This window comes from Oceanobacillus sp. FSL K6-0118 (genome assembly GCF_038006665.1).
GTDB lineage: Bacteria > Bacillota > Bacilli > Bacillales > Amphibacillaceae > Oceanobacillus > Oceanobacillus caeni.
In genome coordinates this window covers 2,090,231-2,108,992 of record NZ_JBBOVR010000001.1, presented here as the reverse complement: position 1 = coordinate 2,108,992, position 18,762 = coordinate 2,090,231, and the positions used below count along the sequence as shown (strand labels likewise).

Genomic DNA, 18,762 nt, shown 5'->3' with positions numbered 1-18,762 from the left:
AGGAAAGAATCCACTTTGATCAATCTTTTTTCAAAATGGATTCTTTTTAGTTGTCCTAAAATGAATGTATGTTACACATTTTATTCTATACCCTATTACCAGCTAAAATTCCATACTAAATTCATTCCCTCTTCTCGATTCAATGTTCTCATGCGTCCCCTGTACATCTCTCACATCCCCAAACCTCCCATACTCCTTCCAAAACTCCATCTCCACTGTTCCAGTCGGTCCATTTCGATGCTTCGAAATAATGACCTCTGTGATCGTAGGACTTTCCGACATTCGATTATAATAATCATCCCGGTAAAGAAAGGCGATAACGTCCGCATCTTGTTCAATGTTTCCAGATTCTCTAAGATCAGACATAAGCGGACGTTTGTCTTGTCTGGATTCGACACCACGGGAAAGTTGGGATAGGAGGACAATCGGTATCTTTAATTCCATTGCGAGGAGTTTTAGTTCTCTGGTAATCTCGCCGATTTCTAAATCCCGACGATCTTTTCGAATAGTAGTTGGGGTGATGAGTTGCAAATAATCGATGATGACAAGGTGATGTCCATTTGGATCTTTCTGAACCGCATTCCGAATCGTTGAACGAACTTGCGAAAGCGTTCGCCTTGTATCAAAAATAGTTAAATCCCAAGATGCAATCGTACCTATAGCCCGAAATGCTTTTTCATAATCTTCCTCTGAGAATAATAGGTTTCGCCACTTTCTCCCGTCCATCATCCCTTCAGCAGAAATCATACGCTCCAACAGTTGTTTGGTTCCCATTTCTAAGCTAATCACAAGGGAAGAACCCTTATTTTTACAGTGACCTGCAGCTAGATTTAAGGCAAAGGCTGTTTTCCCAACGGATGGTCTTGCTGCCACAATAATCAAATCGCCTTTCTGTAAGCCTCCCGTCATATCGTCAAAATTCGATAATGACGTCATATAACCAGTCTGTATCGTTTTCTCGGTCATATCCTTGCTGATTTCCATCAAGTAATCGTAGGTTGATCTTTCTTTTTGGCTGATCCCTAAATCTTGAAAATGCGTTAACTTCTTTAGTAGCACGTCCATCGCTTCGTCACTTGGATTTTCCACGTACCCCTTCACAAGGTCCCTGCTTTTCCGCATGCGATATGCCTCAATAATTAATGCTTCATGTTGCTTGAAATTCGCCAGGGTAGCTACAGATTCCGCCATCTCTGTCAGATAAAGGGTGCCACCAATCTGATGAATATCATTCAGTAAGGCTGTTGTCACGGTCACGATATCAATCGGCTGTTTTTTCTCAAATACCTCCTTCATCGCCCGAAAAATTCTTCGGTGCCTCGCATCGTAAAAATGTTCTTCTTCCAATTCCAAGTCATTAAACAATGTGCCCTCTACCAGTATCGCTCCAAGTAACGTTGCCTCTGCTTCATAATTTGTAATTTTCATGGTTCACCTTTTGTATCATCAATTTTTCCAGTTGTATGCGAAACTGTTGCTTCGTTTGTTCCGAGACCTTATTAGCTTCCTCCTGCCATTTCTTCATGTTCTCCAAATGTTCATTCGGCATTTTCGGATAAGCTGCAATCTCCGCAATGGTCGGCGGATATGGATATTTCGTAGTAAATTTCCTTAGTTTCGTCATCACACCGGCATATTCCATTTCCATCAGAGCAGGAAGAAGAACCTTTGCCTTTTTCCGACTCATTTCCACTTTGGGATACATCGCAGCAATATGTTCCAGCACATCGATCGCCTCTTCCCGTTTCACCCGAGTTCCCCCTCTCTTCTGAGTTCATCAAATAACGTTTCCGATTTTTTCGGCATCTCTCTAGCTTGAAATAAGACCGTGTTTTTACCCTTTGGTCTTTTTATGTAATGTCGTACATCCTCCCTGCTTTTCAATCCTGCATCTTTCCATTGCTCTAAGATTTTTTCCAAATAGCTAAACGTACGTCCTCCCTTTTTCACAGTAAATTCAATGGCTTCCATCACAATATCCTCGCCTAACACGTCACACCAATCATGCAGAGATTTCATGACAATCGGGGGAAGACTACCAAAGTTTTGTTCGTATGTAACAAGCAATTTTTCTGACGCAATTCTTCTTCCTCTTCTTCTTCTCTCTCTTAAATCATCTATTAAGGGCAACGATTCGGCAGGTGATTGGGTAGAGGATTGGTACTCAGATGGGTCAACTGGATTGACCAATGAATTCAAGGAGTAAATCGGTGCACATCCCCTTTTTCCTTTTTCATAACGAATAAATTGTTTTTGTACAAGCGTTGCCCTCGCATTAATTAATCCTTGCTTTGATAGACCCGTTAATTTCATCAAAATGGAATTAGGTATACTAAATTTACTCTGACAGCCAGCCTTATTCCATATGGTAAATAGGCTATACCATAATACAATTGCGCTGCTGGACATTTCATTTAATAATAACCAATCCCGAAAAGCATTCATCTCTTTCCACATGTTCATGTTTATTGCTTCCTTTCCTATTTTTACTTCGGAAGGTGCCTTGTACGTAGCACCTTCCCTCTTACTTTCCTTGTTCCTGAATCCACTTCTCAATTACTTCCGGCAAAAATAAAATCTTACTTCTAATTCGGAAGTGTGGAATCTCTTCATCTCGCACTAAATCATAAATTGTATCGGAGTGTACACCTAGAAATGTGGCTACTTCTTTTACGGTCATTGTACGGCGTTCCATGATATCAACCTCCTTTCATTTACATAATCGAAAGGATTTGGGTTGAGGGGGGATTGATTGGGTTATTTTGGGTGGATTTTTTTTGAAGTGTATAAGGCTATTGGTGAGGTTATTGGACAGAAAGACAACTATTGCATAGGGCATGAAAGAAGGTCAGTGTCCCATCATAACTAAAGTTTTAGTATGATGGGGGCTCTGACCTTAAATTTTTATTTATGATACGGTTCACCCTACCAAAAATAAAATGCAACAAAGAATAAAACCTCAAACAATACTTTTATTCGCCCTCATCACCAACCAAGGAGGCATCTCCTCCCGTAACTCCCATTTAAAACTAATCGGCTTCTCCCCTGTGTGGCTTATATAATCACATGTTCCCAAGAAAATAAATGGCGACGTATAGCCGTGTTCTTGCTTATGCTCCCTAACAAATAAAGCAATCTCACTTCCTCTTTCTCGATGATGGATATATCGTTGACCTGTTGGACTTTGCTCTGATACCGTACTTTGAGATTGCCAATGAAATAGCCTTTCATTAATGGCATAGTCTTCATATAACGTAGAAGGTGAAAAGTCTTTCTCGGACTTGTAAAGCGTAGTAAAAAACACATCTAGCTGCTTATCCTTAAAATATTTTACCCCTTCTCTAAATGCCGGGCATTTTTCCTCATTGAAATAACCAAGTGCTGCCATGATTTGTTCTTTGGAATACACGGAATGTACCGTTAATGGAGTTATAAAATTAATATCATTCGGTATCTCAATGCTCTTGATTGATTTATAATTTAACTCCAATAAATCATAAATTTCTCTTCTCATATGCTCATTTTTTAGAATAGACTTCAAAGCTTCTGGTATAGAAGAAAAGCCCTCTTTCGCCGGTTCTTTCTGATAAAACGTATAATAAAGCATATTTTGCATCAGTCTTTCTTCTTCACCATTTGGTAGGTAATCACCTTGTGTTTCTACATAATCCATGAAGAATCTTAGTAGTTTTTCTGAATTTAAATGAAATAATTTGGGTAGTCGCTTTGTTATTTTCTCTTCATTTTCACAGGAAAAGTCATCCGCAATGCCTGCACTAACTAACATGCGTTGAAAAGATCGGTCACCACTTCTACCATAAAAGTCATAGACAGATAAATGATAGTGATTTAAAAAGTTTTCAAACGTTAATTCAAGACCTGTATCTTGTTCAAAATACTTCATTTTATTAATCAAGTTTACCTTTGTATTCGCTGTTGCCTTGATATTTCGCAAAATATATTCTTTCGCTTGTTTCTCCAGTTGAATAAAGCTCCCACGAGGTAGTACTGAAAAACCTTCTTCCACATAATGTTTAATGGAATGTTTTGTTTTTCCAATTAACGCGCGAAATTTCTCTTCAAAACTATAATTCTTATGGGCCTGTCCCACAAAATCTAGCACCGTTAAACACTCTTTCCCATCTACCAACCTTAAACCACGTCCAAGTTGCTGTAAAAACACCGTTAAACTTTCTGTAGGACGAAGAAATAAGATCGTGTTTACATCAGGAATATCGACACCCTCATTATATAAATCCGCGACAAAGATAAACTTAATCTCACCTTTTATCAATTGATCTTTTGCTGCCGCTCTTACCTTTTTATCCGAACCACCATGTAAGGCAATTGATGGAATTCCCCTTTGAATAAAATATTGAGCCATGTATACTGCATGCTCTACCCCCACGCAAAATCCTAAGCCTTTTACTTCCTCGATATCTGTCACATACTTATATAAACTATTTACAATTTGATTACTCCGGATCTTATTATTGGTATACACATTCTCTAATTCTCGTAAATCATATCCTTTACGAGTCCACTTTAGAGTAGATAAGTCCACCGTATCACTCACACAAAAATACTGAAAAGGACTTAATAACTTACGATCAATTGCTTCAGTCAGTCGCATCTCAGAAGCAATTTGACCATCAAAATATTTTGTTATATCCTTCCCATCCATTCGTTCTGGAGTAGCAGTAAGGCCTAGAAGAATATCCGGTTCAAAATGGCTCAGTAACTTTTGATAAGATTCTGCTGCAGCATGATGAAACTCATCTACAATAATAAAGTCATAAAAATCCTTCGATATCTTTTCATACAATTTCATACTATTAAAGCTTTGGATACTAACAAAAAGATGGTCAAAAGAATCAGGTGTATTCCCCCCAACCAACATATCTCCAAAATTAAAATCTTTTAAGATCGCCCGAAAGGTATCCCTGCTTTGCTTTAAAATTTCCTCACGGTGCGCTACAAATAGTAATTTAGCATTACTTAAATCCTTATTAGCAAATCTCCTATAATCAAATGCAGAAATTACTGTTTTACCAACACCAGTAGCTGCAACAAGTAGATTTTTATTTCTGCCAAAAACTTCTCGCTCCACCTGTAGATTTTCTAGCATCTCTTTTTGATAATAGTAAGGCTGAATATCAAATGAAAAATGAAAGTCATTTTCCTCATGAACTGTTTTCTTCCTTAATGCTTCTTTTAATTGTTGTTTATCTGCCTCATCTTTTTCGTTGAACAGCTTAAACTCCCCATCATTCCAATAGCTTTCAAAAGTGGCTTCAAATTTCTTGATGATATCAAATGAATCTTTTTCCGAAACCTTCAAGTTCCATTCCAACCCTGATGTTAAGGCTGGATTAGATAAATTAGATGATCCTATGTATGCGGTGGTGAATCCTGTATCACGTTTAAACATATATGCCTTTGCATGCAAACGAGTTCGTTCTATATCATAAGAAATTCGAACTTCCGTATTTTTAAGCTTACTCAATTCCATGATTGCTTTATAATCAGTGGCTTCCATATAGGATGTAGTGATAATCCGAAGTTTTCCTCCATTTTCGGTAAAGGTAGTTAATTCATCAATAATACAGCGAATACCACTCCATTTAATAAAAGAAACAAGAAAATCAATTTCATTCGATGAAAGAATTTCTTTTTTTAATTCATTAAGCATATTTGGCTCAAGACTAGCCCCAGTAAATAGAGAACTCTCAGCAATTGATGTTACCGGACGGATTGTTTTTTCTTTCTTTATGCTTTTTACTGAATTAAGTTTAGAATAGATAGATTGAAGTACTTCCCCTGCCTCATCAATCTGCATCTTTGCTAACTCTTCATCCCCAAGTGTACTACTTAACGTCATGATAATTTCGTTACATGTTGCAATCTGTTTCAAAATTGCTTCCTTGTCATCCAATTCATTGTCACGCACATAATGAAGTGCTTTTCTTGTAACATTAGATATATAAGAGGCTAAGAATTTTCGAGCTTCTTCTACATCTAGATTCCCTTTTTCTATTTCAAATGAGTCGGTATTTAGGGAGGAAAGTTCATTTTTGATTTGCTTATTTATTATTTCTTCATAGATTCCTTGTTTTAGCAAAACGTACACCTCTTAGTTAAAAAATCATCATTTATTGAAATTAATATATAACCTTTATGTAAAATTACTTATTACCTTTTCTACAGCAGGGATATCTGCCTGTGCCCAATCAAGAAAGTTAAGTTCTTGTGGTGGTAGCCACTTGATTGAAACGTGTTCAGTTAGTTTAGGTATTCCGTCTATAAGTCCACAATAGAAAGTGGTTAAATGTACAATGCCAAAATCATATTCATAAACAGTATGTTCAGCCTGTTGTCCAACCTTTATGTTGCATTTCATTTCTTCCTTAATTTCACGTTGCAATGCTTCCTGGGGTGTTTCTCCCTTTTCTACTTTTCCACCCGGGAACTCCCATTTATATGAAAGTGATTTAGTTGGCCCTCTTTGCGCACATAAGATTTTACCATTATTTACTATTATTGCACCGACTACGTGTATATCTTTTTTCATTGTTGTCTCCTTTTAATTGGATTGAACTTAAATAAATGATGCAGAATAATAAGTACAATTAAATTATATCAGTTATTTTCATACAAATAAGTGAATATTTATTGCTCAATTTGTTAAAACTAGCACAAGTTAATACTCCAATCGAAAAAACAACTTACACTACCCGTTCTCCTAGAACCATTCTTTAATATCCATGAATTCTTAATCAACAACTAGTTCTCAAGTATGAAAGTCTTCCAGTATTCAAGATATATAAATTGAAATACGTCATAATGAAGTATCAGAGCAAGGTCCATAAAACTTCTTTAAATGCAAAATTCTTGATTGAGTTACTATATTCATCCTACAACTTACAAAATTTCCTTCAAATGATGAAAGGATACTACCCTTTCACTTAACATATTATTAGTATGTCGACAGCTTATTTTAATAGAAACGTATTTCTTCCAACCCCTGTAATATGGTCTCTGTATCCAAGTAATAATCGTAGCATCGTATTGGGATAACCAAGGGTTTCTCTGAGTTCTTTAGTCTTTATACTTGGATTTTTTACTAAAACCTCTTGAATTTTGGTAATTTCTTGAATATCAAAGTTTGTTTTATATACCATGAAGGGCGAGAGATGCTCAGATATATTAATTTCTTTTAAATCTTCATTACCAGTCCATTCGAACAATCTTATTTGATTTTGGAAACGTACCAAGTTATTACTTTCCATTAAAAATCTAAAAATCAAATCGCTTTTAATGATAGAAACATCAGAATCGGCTAAATAACTCTTTTCTAATAGAAATACAACAATGCCTATGAAAGTATCAATTATTTGTAAAGGAATCGATTTCTCGGAGTCATGAGAGACTACTTTTCTGACACGATAATTTTTATTTCTATAAGCAGCATGTGCGTTCATTTGCTCTATCAGCTTTTTGTTTAAATCAATCTTGTCATACTCATAATTTAGATCAATTTTGATCTTAACATTAACCAATTGCTCAGGATTTTCTAAATGGGAAACGTCCCTTGTTAGACCATAAAATAATCGTTCGGGAATTTTTATATAGAACAACTCCCTTAATTCTTCAGTATTTAATTCGATTTTGTTTGCAGATTTAAACGCATCTTCGTTGTTAACGATTAAAATATTTATTCTTATATTTTCGTTAATTACAGTATGTAAAGTTTTAAAATATTTTTTTATATTTCTATCCTTGGTATATTCCCTAAAATGAAGTTCACTTTTAGAATTACACTCTTTATTAATCCGATTCACTTTTTTACTATGTTAGCTAAAGCTCTGTCTGTTCCACCGTAAGCTCCATAATACGAGAATTCTTTACTAAATTGGTCAATTTTATTAGATTCATCAAAATAAATCAAGTAGTTCATAGCTTAATCTCCTAGAAATTCATTAATTGACTAAATAATATTATTTGTGTATTATATTATTTAAGATGTATTAGTTTCTCCGCTACCGAATTGGCAGAGCTGCTAATACAATGTTCGTATATCAGCTTTTCCCCGCTACCGTTTAGGCAGGGCTGAGCTTATAAAAAAGGAGGAGACTAGAGATACTATCTAGTCTCTTTTATTTTACAATCATCGATGCTATTAATCTACTAAAATAAAAAGCAATCACTGTTTAAACAGCAACTTCCCTGTAATGAAAAAATAAACTAATTAACTAGTTCAATAGTATCATATTGTAGGGGTTTTCAATAAAAAGATTATGAAATAGTTCTACCGTTCGTGGAGCATAGTCTATCATTAAAACAAAAATATATTTCCTTTTAAATGTGGATTGATTCAATTGACTTAGTTTAATGTGACCAAGTAAGGTGTCCTCTCCTTAATACCACTAATATGAAATTTCTCCACGAAAACTTGATATCCATCTATCATGTATGTCTACCTTCCATATTCACATCTACTAGACTATTAATCTACCATTTCAATAACCCATTCATCATAAATCTTTTGAAGTTTTTCTAGTATTTCCTGTAGATTGTTGTCATCATATAATGTATCGAAAATATTCAATAGGTCCGACTCTTTCAGATCTACCATTGGTACCGTAGCCGTATAAATACGGGTGTATTTTGCTTCAGGCATAAGTCCTTTTTTATTAAATGTTATCCCCTCTTTTTTGACCTTTTTCATCAAGAGAACACGTTTATCCGATTCAATAGGACCTATCTCTAACGTAAAATACAAAGAATCTGATTTAACATTTATCCAAAATAAAAATGGACCATTATGCCACCACCATTTTTCTCTTGTTTCTCCCAGTATCCCTTTGAACGAATCAAATAATGGGATTTTAAAAGATAGATTCCGTGTAGATACCCGGTAATGCTTTTCATGGAAACCTTTCGAAAACATCCAATTTTCAAAAGATTGTTGGACATGGACATTTGTTTTATCTATGACGGAAGTTTCTACACGCTTTGCTATTTTATCTTTTACTTGATTTTTACTATTTAAAATAGTGGCTACTTGTTCTCGAATTATCGCAAACTTAGGTCCATCATATAAATCTATCATTGCTCGTGTGAGTTCTTCCATATCATCCCACTTGTTTATATCCATTTTTTGAGAGAAAAACCTTGTATAACGTGCCTTTTCTAATTTCGAATTACTCTTAATAGATACTCCAACTTTTTCTAACTGCTCCAAAAGCCAAAGTCGCTTCGTATATTCCATCGGCCCTATTTCTGCAATAAGACGTAATCGATTGTCCTTTGTCTGTTCAAACCAAACAATGAGTCCTTTTCCTAACCAATAGTTTGCTTCCTTTAATGAAATACTACTAACAGCATGCCATTCAGGAGGTAGTAAATGTGGGACTGTAGGATGAGCGTGATAAAGAACTTCCTTATTAAACTGTTGATGAATAAATTGCTCAAAACTATAAGATAAAATGTTTTGACCATGTTTATAAATATATTGAATGGTATTTTTATATTTCGTCATGAATTCAAATGGATAGCCAGATTCAAATAGTAATCCATTAGGAAGTGACGAAATTCTCTGGAATAACGCATCAATGATCGATTTATGATTACGGTATATTTCTATAGCTTTTACGATTTGATCTTGATTTGGATTATACCGTTCCCTTAATAGTTGATTATAATTTTCAATAAATGTATAGACACGATTACTTAATTGATTCTGAAAAGACATAAGTAACGTATGTAAAATCGCTTCAATTCGCTCATAGGTTAGAATAAAGTATTGTTCATTGGATGGTTCTTCCCCATCAAGCGTTAGGTATATTGGGATAACGGTAAAGTCACTAAAGTAATCCTGAATATAGTTTAAATAATCATCCAATTGATTCTCTGATTCCGTAGAATAAAATTTATTTTCTATCAGAAGGACAAACTTCAATTGTTGATTAATAATCACTAAATCAATATATCGGTTGTTATCTGTTTTAACCTCCCGATAGACATAGCTATCCACTAAAGAATAATGAAGGAATCTACCAACTGCTTCATATATCGTATTATTGTAATTCTCATCGATTAGCATAAGATGTTCCATCATTTTACGTAAAAAGTAATCTTGAAGCCCATGATTTTCTTTTGGACTTAATAACCATGCTAATACATTCGAATGACGAATTTCGTGGTTTTCCAATTTTAAAATTTTTAATACATTAAACGAATTCACTTGTTGATTAAGTTGTTGAAAGGATGTGTCATTCTCTAATTCAAACAGATCCCGTATGTCCATGTAAAATCCCCCAATTATTTATATCAAATTACCATACAAGTATTAATAACCTTTAATCTTTATCTTACACTACTTATAGTAAGTTTTTATAAATTTTATATTACTTTACATTTTTAACCATGAAAAAACACCCCAGGAATTAGATTTTTTCATTCTAACTCCCAGGGTATACCTTTTGGAAGGCAATTTTATTATTGTAAACTATTTAACACCAGGTACCCAGCCAGGACGTGATTGCATCATGCGCATCATTTGTCCGGGAATGACATGATCACGTGTCATATCCATTTCTGTCATGACTTCTTCCCCTGCCTTCATTTTTTCAACCCAATGCGGTTCAATTAATAATTCTCGACCCAATGCTAAAAGTTCTGCACCTGTTTCCATAGCTTCTAGTGCGTCTTTTTTCGAATGAATGGCCCCCACACCAATAAGCGGTACACGACCATCAATGACACGATGTATGATTTTGATGCGATTTTCTTTCTCACCTTCGTAACGGCGTGCTAAGGAACGGAAATCTCCGAGTGAAATGTGTAAATAGTCAAGTGGCTCATTCGCTAAGCGATCTACTAACTGTACCGTATGATCAAGCGTAATACCATCTTCTTCCGACTCTTCTGGGCTAAACCGATAGCCAACGATAAATGAATCATCTGCAAATTGTTGCTTTACGCGATTGACTTCCGCTACTACTTCTAATGGGAAACGCATGCGGTTTTCAAGCGTACCTCCATATTCATCTGTGCGTTTGTTAGTGAAGCCAGAGAAAAATTGTTGTAGTAAATACGTATTTGCACCGTGTATTTCAACGCCATCATAGCCTGCTTCAATGGCACGACGCGTTGTTTCACCAAATGCTTTCACAATTTCTTGAATCTCCTCAACCGTTAATGCGCGCGCCTTTCCCCCATCTGCCGCTATCGTATCACTTGCACTGACAACATCGCCATTTGGCACAAGTTCACGAGGCGATTGTCTACCTCCGTGGTAAATTTGTAAAATCGCTTTAGCGCCACCTTTATGAATCGCCTGTGCTACTTTACGTAAACTATCAGTATAAGCATCCGTATGTCCCGCGAATTGGCCCGGGAAGCCTTTACCGCTTGGAATTACATATGTACATGCCGTAATCACGGCCCCTACTCCATATGAACGCTCTTCATAATACGCTAATTCTTCGTCCGACACCGTATCATCTGGATTAGCAGAATATGTCGTCATCGGCGCCATCACATAGCGATTACGAAGCTCGACACCGTTATGAAATGTAAATGGTTTTAAATAAGTTGTCATTCTACTTCACTCCTTGTATTTCATCGTAAAAGAATAAGTTTTATTGGTCAAAGGTTCTGCCTGTCCTCCTGTGAAACGTATAAAAAAGAGTTATCATCTACAATGATGAGCATAAACCCTATTTAACTTGGAGCCATTTTAACTTAAAAATGATATGTTGATGTAATACTTCAGGTTTTTTGTAATGGTTCGCATCAAAGAGTCTATATCTATTGCAGCAGAAGAATGCGAATATTACGTAGGTTGCTTACGAGTTGGATGGAACAGGTTCCGTCTTAGAAAAGAAGGCAAAATTAAAAATGAGTCCGGTATACTACCGAACTCATTTTGAGCAATTAACTGATGAAATAACCATGTCTAACTTTTAAGTGTCACTTCAGTTAGTTTAGGTTACAGAAGAGCTTTTTACTATAAATGATTATTTAACAACGTTAGCTGCTTGTGGTCCACGATTACCTTCTTCGATATCGAAAGAAACTTGTTGACCTTCTTCTAACGTTTTGAAACCGTCGCCTTGAATTGCTGAGAAGTGTACGAATACATCGTCTCCACCTTCAACTTCGATAAAACCGAAACCTTTGTCTGCATTAAACCATTTTACTGAACCTGTGTTCATATGAAATTCCTCCATTGTGCATCATGCACGTTTATTACTTTGGTTGTTCTGATATTAATTCAAGACGATGATATACGTTGTAAAGATATGACATAGGTCCTGTATTGCTAACACGAACAATTAAGTTACTCTAAGTATAACACGTATCACTCTAAAAAGATACTGTATTTTTTAAATTAATTAATAGTACCATCTAAGTCTGTTTCTTGTTGATAAAACATCCGACACAAATTAAATCAATTTCATAATTGCCCTTTTTAATAATGTATGTAAATCACTAAGTGGAACATCAATCTTTTATATTACATTAAGTAATATCTCACATTATAATGAATTACGGAAGAGAGTGTAGAAAAATTTGCATAAAACTTCCAATTACAAAAAAATAAAAACTTCCTATACCTGTGTTAGAATGGTAAGTTGTGAACGAGGCAATGGTAAAAGTAGATTGGAGGATTAGCATGGCCAACATACCCTTTATTACAATTGAAGGACCCATTGGAATTGGAAAGACCTCACTTGCTAAAAAGCTATCTAGTCATTATAATTTTCATTTACTAAAAGAGATAGTAGAGGAAAACCCGTTTTTAGATAAGTTTTATGAGAATATGGAAGCATGGAGCTTTCAAACAGAAATGTTTTTCTTATGCAATCGATTTAAGCAATTAGAGGATATTAAACAACAATATTTGTCGATGGGGAAACCTGTAATGGCTGATTATCACATATTCAAAAACATGATTTTCGCTCAGCGTACCTTATCCTCCGACAAAATGATTAAATTTGAGAAGATCTATGAAATTTTAACCGAAGATATGCCAATGCCTAATATGATCATTTATTTACACGCTAGTATCGATACTATTATGAATCGAATAAAGAGACGTGGTAGAACCATAGAGAAAAATACACAAGTATCCTATCTTGAACAATTGTCATCGGATTATGAGGACTATATCAATTATTTAGAAAGATCTCATTCAGATCTCTCCGTTATCCGAATTGATGGCGATATAATGGACTTTGTTCAATATCAAAGTGATTTAGAAGAAATTATACAAATGGTCGATGAACAACTTAGAAAATTAGCATAATAAAGGGGGATTCGGATGAATCTTAGAGAAAAGTACCAAATACCTGGTGATAGCGTCATTACTATCGCAGGTACAGTAGGCGTTGGCAAATCAACCATGACAAAAGCATTAGCCAATGCACTTCAATTTAAAACATCATTGGAAAAAGTTGAAACAAATCCATACTTAGAAAACTTTTATAGTGATTTTAAACGCTGGAGTTTCCATTTACAAATCTACTTTCTTGCAGAGCGTTTTAAGGAACAGAAGAGAATATTTGAGTATGGTGGAGGATTTATACAGGATCGTTCCATCTATGAAGATACAGGGATTTTTGCAAAAATGCACTATGAAAATGGCAACATGTCTAGGACGGAATATGAAACGTATACTAAATTATTCGAATCCATGGTAATGACACCTTATTTCCCCCATCCTGATTTACTTATTTATTTAGAAGGTCCTTTTGAGGTAATATTAGAGCGAATTAATGAACGTGGAAGGACAATGGAGAAAAGCACCCCTACTTCTTACTGGGAAGAAATGTACCATCGTTATGAAGATTGGATAAGTAATTTCAATGCTTGTCCAATTTTAAGAATAGACATCACAGACTATGACTTAATAAAAGAGGATAATACCCTTGATGTTATATTAGAAAAGGTCGGAAATTTCATTCGGGCAGCTAGACTACGTTCATCTAAAAATTAAATAGTAATAAGGGTGGTTATTCAAAACTACCCTTATTTATCTTTATTATCTTCTAAAGTTCTATCTACATTATCCAACCGTAACTGGTACTAACCGCTTTGGTAACCTCTATTAAAAACGAATTCATATTCTGGTTCATCTTAATCCCTAGCTCATTAATGTTCCATCAAATTTCACATAATCCCCTTCTTTGATTCGGTTCTTTTCAAACCATCCCCAATTCACTTCAATGGCATAATGATAAGAAATTTGTGGATCATAGATAGGACATATATCTCCTATACAAGGCGCCATATCCATTATTTTTAGAATTTCCCCATCTGAATCAACAAAAGCAATAGATAAAGGAATGAATGTGTTTTTCATCCAAAAGCCACCATATATTTCTCTTGGAAACACAAATAACATCCCCTCATTTTCGGGTAATCTTTCAACAAACATTAAGCCTTTTTCTATTTTTCCTGGAGTGTCTGCAACATGAACGGTTAATTTAATTCGCCTGTATCCGCTAAATATTATGATCGTTTTTGTTTTTAAGCTGTTTGTCATGTTCCCACACCTTCACGTATTATTATAAGTAGTTTATTGCTCGCCAAGTGTAGATGTTCCAGATGTCAAGACATGAAACAGTATAAAAAACCCTAGATTTATTCAAAAAAATCTAGGGCTTCATGTCTCATTAACTTTTTTCAAAATCTAATTAACTAATCATATTCATCAACTCATATTGACGTAATTTTAACTCAAACAAGGTAAGCGGGTCTCGATAGATTTCGGGTCTTTCGCGCATCTTATTTAAGGAATCGTTATGTTTTTCAATATCCATCTGCACTTCTTCTATTAAACTATGAAGCTCTTTTTGTGGATTGGAGAAAAATCGATTAATATCCCATTCAATGGATTCCTCAAACAATTCTAATTGTTGTATGAATGAATTAATGATTTCCCCTGTTATTTCGCTATAATCCACATTTTCAATATGGTTTTTATATTTAGTATGGAGCATATCATTATTTTTCGAAATCGATCCTAAAAGTTTTCCCACACCTTTTAATAACAGCTGGGAAGGATTATTGCGCAACAATATATTTACTTTTTCAAACCGTAGTACTCCCCTTGAGATACGGTCTATATCTCGTTGCCAGTCATCCAATACCTTAAAGTCACCTGTCAATGTTAGCTTCTCTTCATTAAATTGTTGGTTCATACTATCGTTAAAGGCATTACATCTATTCTGGCTGTCCTGGAACTCTCTTTCGCAATCCTCTATCCATGCTTGAAAACTATCTTTAAACTCAGGTATAGCATTCTTTTCCATATAGTCTGTAATCCGTCTATTCATTTCTTCATTTAATTCCATATGGATTTTAGAAAAGTCACTGTCCTCCTTCACTAATTCGGAACAATTTCGAAGGATTTTGGGCAATTCAACCTTAATATTCTTGGTTAATTTATTTGTTAATTTATGGAACGATTCTGTCATGATGCTGGCTTTTTCTTTTTCCATCTCACCTAACTGATGCTCGATATCATACAGTTCTGTTAAAACTTCTTCGTTCCAATTAATTTCTTCCAAAATAACATTTTCCAATTCTACCCTTTGTTCTAACATAAATTCGATCGCAGCTTTAATCAAATTCCGTATTCTGGTCGGACTTGCCACATCCATGTTGAATTCATCTAGCATAGGCTTCATAAATTCAGATAAATCTTCTAACAAACCTTCTCTCTCCGCCCATGTTTTAATAGAATTGAAAAGTTCCATTCCTTCTTGGCTGCCATTTGGGTTAGGAGTTGAATTTTCAAATTGGTGTTCAGCTTCATTAATCACTGTGGCAGCAATTTCGGATGGAAAAGTCTCTTCCCAGGCAAGGACTGCGCTTGATGAACGTAAGGTATCAGAACCAGAAGACAACTCTATCCAGTTCGCTAAATGATTGTTTACTAAATTCGAAATATCCTTTATTAAAAACTCTCCGCTAATTAAATAGAAATACGATTCTTCAAATAAGGTCGGGAGCTTCTTGCAGGTATAAGAGGCTTCCATGCTGTGATTCAAGAGAAGTTGGTTAATCACTTCTAGCCATTGGATATAAAAGTCACTTTGCTTATAACTGATCCACAATCCTTCAGTCAGACTTTCAAAACGATATTTGTCGATTTGTAATAATGTTGCTAGCACATCATTAAAATAGTTTGGTTCCATGTTGGATGTAAAACCTTGCCTAGCATACCCTTCTAAAATCTCAAACCATGAAAGAGATTCTGTTCGTATTGCCTCATTAACTGCAAGCTCTACTGCGCTATCCCAATCTTTGATATCCTCAAAATAAGTCTTGGCTATTTCTGTTACATCGGTATAATCCGGATTTAACGTAACAGCGTTTTTAATCGTATCAACAGATTTTTCTAGTTGACCTTGTTGTATATACAGAGAAAATAGCTGCAGTAAGACTTCCGATTTCAACTTAACGGATTCCGTTTGAACTTCCATATAATATTTTTCTGCATGATCCAATAAGCCCATTTCCATATGTGAATCTGCTATATTTTTCTGAGCCCATGGAATGAATTGTTCGTCTAAAGGATATTGCCACTTATAAATTGCCGCTTCATAATCTTTATTCAAGAAGTAAACTTCCCCTTGAGCAAAACGAATGGCGGATAGCTCTGGCCGTTCCTTTTGCATTTCCTCCATGTACATTTCACCCAAAAGCTTGATTGGGTGTTCTTCTTTGTTTTTATCTATAATCGTTTGATAATAGGATTTATTAATTAGTTCATTCTCCGTTGACACAATAATCCCCCACATCATTATTTATTTTTTATGTGATTACAATTTTTTAGAATACATAACTAATATAAGATATACCATTCACGAATTAAACACAATAATATCATAAAAAGCTCCATATGTATTAAGATTGCGCCCCTTGGGAAGTCCAAATTTTATATTCGGATGTAGAAATACACATCCAAAAGAAGGCCGAATATGCTGGTAAAAACACTAATGATGGTTAGATAGGAGGAAAAATTATTGATACAACTAGCAGGAATGGATTTTCAACAAAGTGACATGTGGCAAACGGATGACATTGAAAGGTTAATCATTCGGCTAATGCAAGATAATCCCATTGTTTATTCGTATCAGTCCAAAGATGAATTTTTGTTTGAAATTAAGTTGCGAAAAAACATCATAGTAAGTGCAAAAGCCATGAATCAAGGCAATTCACCATTTTCACTACTAGTAGAATCTCGTTGTAATCCCGAATATTGGCTATTGACAAATGCTGGTGGATTCCAATTAAGGGATGGTGTAAAACCATCTGATGCGATTCGAGACATCTACCAAAATAGTTCACTATATGCATTTGAATGTGCTACCGCAATATTGATTATCTATTACCATGCCGTTCTAAATAGTATGGATGAAAATGCATTTAATCAATTATTCCGAAATCTCTATTTATATAGTTGGCATGCAGATCCCGATCTTGGAATACACAACATGATAACGAATTATATCTTACCTGGAGATGTCGTCTACTTTAATAATCCAGATTATAATCCGGAAACGCCTTGGTGGAGAGGAGAAAATGCCGTTGTTCTTGGAAATGACACATATTTCGGACACGGAGTAGGAATAGAGAGCGCTGAACATATGATTGAATTTTTAAACAAGACAAGAAGGCCAGGAAGTAATCTATCAGCCTATCTGAAAAATTTTGTCACAAGACCATCGTTTAAACATTTAGCAAAATATTCGATCCTGCCACGGGCTTATATAACTCCCAAAATTCTGCATCCCATTATACTCCATAATCAAAGTTCCATTTCATATGATCAATACCTATACTATTTAAATAAGGTTTATAGTCCCTAAAAGAACTTTCAAACATAAAAATAAATGAACTCCGGAAGACCGGGTCTATTTCCCGTTTTCCGGATAGATGTTTACCATGATGACTTGTTCCACACCATTTATAACCATCTGCAAAAACGATACAAAGCATTCACATTATACTAGCGAATGAAAAGTAAAACCCTATTCAAGTGCAACTGTACACTCACCTAATATTTCCTTATCCCAAAACAACTTTAATTTATCCCCATTTTCGACATTTCCTACCCCTTGAGGTGTTCCGGTGAATATAATATCCCCTTCCCCTAAACCAAATTCAAGACCTACAAAATCAACAATCGTTTGTAAATCAAAGATCATATCCTTTATATTTCCAACCTGAACGGTCTTCTCATTTTTTTCTAGACTAAAGTTTACTTTTTTACAATCTTCCACACCCGGAAAGGGAATAAATGGAGTGATAATTGCTGAATTTTTGAATCCTTTAGCCAATAGCCAAGGCTGGCCTTTTTTCTTTAAATCATTTTGAACATCTACTAGTGTCATGTCAAGCCCAAGAGCCATGGAATGGACTAGCTCATCAACTGTAATACCTCTTTTATAAGATTTGCTAACTTTTAAAACTAATTCCGTCTCATACCTAATGGCTCCTTTGTCCTTAGGCAGCACAATTTTTTCACCATTTGCCTCAACAAGTGCATGAGATGGTTTTAAAAAAAGGAAAGGCGATGTTGGTACTGGATTATTTAATTCTTTAGCATGCATAGCAAAATTACGACCAACACAATAGATATTATTCATGTGATTATTTTTTAAATTCATTTTGCACCTCTTCCATTACATTTTCCTATACATTAGGTAATATATATTCATTTTTTTAATTTGAAGGAAGCAT

The 18,762-nt window shown here is 35.0% G+C and carries 16 protein-coding genes; 3 read left to right on the top strand and 13 right to left on the bottom strand.

Features of this window, described 5'->3' with window-relative positions:
* Positions 1-102: 102 nt before the first annotated feature.
* The 10 genes from dnaB to cspD all read right to left on the bottom strand — a co-directional run bounded on the left by dnaB (position 103) and on the right by cspD (position 12,221).
* Complete coding sequence (gene dnaB, locus MHI02_RS10800) at positions 103-1,428, bottom strand: replicative DNA helicase (protein ID WP_341165898.1); 1,326 nt, start codon at positions 1,426-1,428, stop codon at positions 103-105.
* Entirely contained in the window at positions 1,409-1,750 is a 342-nt protein-coding gene (locus tag MHI02_RS10795; RefSeq protein WP_341165897.1) for a hypothetical protein, read from the bottom strand. Before MHI02_RS10795 ends, dnaB begins: the two co-directional genes overlap by 20 nt.
* Entirely contained in the window at positions 1,747-2,463 is a 717-nt protein-coding gene (locus MHI02_RS10790) for a DnaD domain-containing protein (protein ID WP_341165896.1), read from the bottom strand. Before MHI02_RS10790 ends, MHI02_RS10795 begins: the two co-directional genes overlap by 4 nt.
* A gap of 61 nt (positions 2,464-2,524) precedes the next feature.
* Positions 2,525-2,695 (bottom strand): helix-turn-helix domain-containing protein, encoded by a 171-nt coding sequence (locus tag MHI02_RS10785; RefSeq protein ID WP_060669066.1) that lies wholly within the window; start codon positions 2,693-2,695, stop codon positions 2,525-2,527.
* Between the two features lie 264 nt (positions 2,696-2,959).
* Positions 2,960-6,121 (bottom strand): DEAD/DEAH box helicase, encoded by a 3,162-nt coding sequence (locus MHI02_RS10780; RefSeq protein ID WP_341165895.1) that lies wholly within the window; start codon positions 6,119-6,121, stop codon positions 2,960-2,962.
* A 54-nt stretch (positions 6,122-6,175) separates the two neighbouring features.
* Positions 6,176-6,571 carry a (deoxy)nucleoside triphosphate pyrophosphohydrolase gene (locus MHI02_RS10775; RefSeq protein ID WP_257455995.1) on the bottom strand — a complete coding sequence of 132 codons (396 nt, stop codon included), beginning with the start codon at positions 6,569-6,571 and terminating at the stop codon, positions 6,176-6,178.
* Positions 6,572-6,992: 421 nt separating this feature from the next.
* Positions 6,993-7,637, bottom strand: a complete 645-nt coding sequence (locus MHI02_RS10770) for a hypothetical protein (RefSeq protein ID WP_341165894.1) — start codon at positions 7,635-7,637, stop codon at positions 6,993-6,995.
* Between the two features lie 869 nt (positions 7,638-8,506).
* On the bottom strand, positions 8,507-10,309 hold the full coding sequence (locus tag MHI02_RS10765; protein ID WP_257455997.1) for a PDDEXK-like family protein: 1,803 nt from the start codon (positions 10,307-10,309) through the stop codon (positions 8,507-8,509).
* A 201-nt stretch (positions 10,310-10,510) separates the two neighbouring features.
* Positions 10,511-11,605: an NADH-dependent flavin oxidoreductase gene (locus MHI02_RS10760; protein WP_145524187.1), complete on the bottom strand. Its 1,095-nt coding sequence runs from the start codon at positions 11,603-11,605 to the stop codon at positions 10,511-10,513.
* A gap of 418 nt (positions 11,606-12,023) precedes the next feature.
* The gene (gene cspD / locus MHI02_RS10755) at positions 12,024-12,221 is read right to left on the bottom strand and encodes a cold-shock protein CspD (protein ID WP_047186766.1); all 198 of its coding nucleotides are present in this window, start codon (positions 12,219-12,221) and stop codon (positions 12,024-12,026) included.
* A gap of 461 nt (positions 12,222-12,682) precedes the next feature.
* Between cspD and MHI02_RS10750 the strand changes: the two genes are divergently transcribed.
* Positions 12,683-13,315: a deoxynucleoside kinase gene (locus tag MHI02_RS10750; RefSeq protein ID WP_204798781.1), complete on the top strand. Its 633-nt coding sequence runs from the start codon at positions 12,683-12,685 to the stop codon at positions 13,313-13,315.
* A gap of 15 nt (positions 13,316-13,330) precedes the next feature.
* The gene (locus MHI02_RS10745) at positions 13,331-14,005 is read left to right on the top strand and encodes a deoxynucleoside kinase (protein ID WP_145543323.1); all 675 of its coding nucleotides are present in this window, start codon (positions 13,331-13,333) and stop codon (positions 14,003-14,005) included.
* Positions 14,006-14,152: 147 nt separating this feature from the next.
* Here the strand turns inward: MHI02_RS10745 and MHI02_RS10740 are convergent, their stop codons facing one another.
* Positions 14,153-14,554 carry a DUF192 domain-containing protein gene (locus tag MHI02_RS10740; RefSeq protein WP_341165893.1) on the bottom strand — a complete coding sequence of 134 codons (402 nt, stop codon included), beginning with the start codon at positions 14,552-14,554 and terminating at the stop codon, positions 14,153-14,155.
* A gap of 151 nt (positions 14,555-14,705) precedes the next feature.
* A complete protein-coding gene (locus MHI02_RS10735) occupies positions 14,706-16,802 on the bottom strand; it encodes a tetratricopeptide repeat protein (protein WP_341165892.1) in 2,097 nt (698 codons plus the stop codon).
* A gap of 240 nt (positions 16,803-17,042) precedes the next feature.
* Here MHI02_RS10735 and MHI02_RS10730 point away from each other — a divergent pair, with 240 nt between their 5' ends.
* Positions 17,043-17,888, top strand: coding sequence for a protein-glutamine gamma-glutamyltransferase (locus tag MHI02_RS10730; RefSeq protein ID WP_047186740.1), 846 nt, complete (start codon positions 17,043-17,045; stop codon positions 17,886-17,888).
* Between the two features lie 162 nt (positions 17,889-18,050).
* Here the strand turns inward: MHI02_RS10730 and MHI02_RS10725 are convergent, their stop codons facing one another.
* Complete coding sequence (locus MHI02_RS10725; protein ID WP_145524192.1) at positions 18,051-18,689, bottom strand: fumarylacetoacetate hydrolase family protein; 639 nt, start codon at positions 18,687-18,689, stop codon at positions 18,051-18,053.
* Positions 18,690-18,762: the final 73 nt, after the last annotated feature.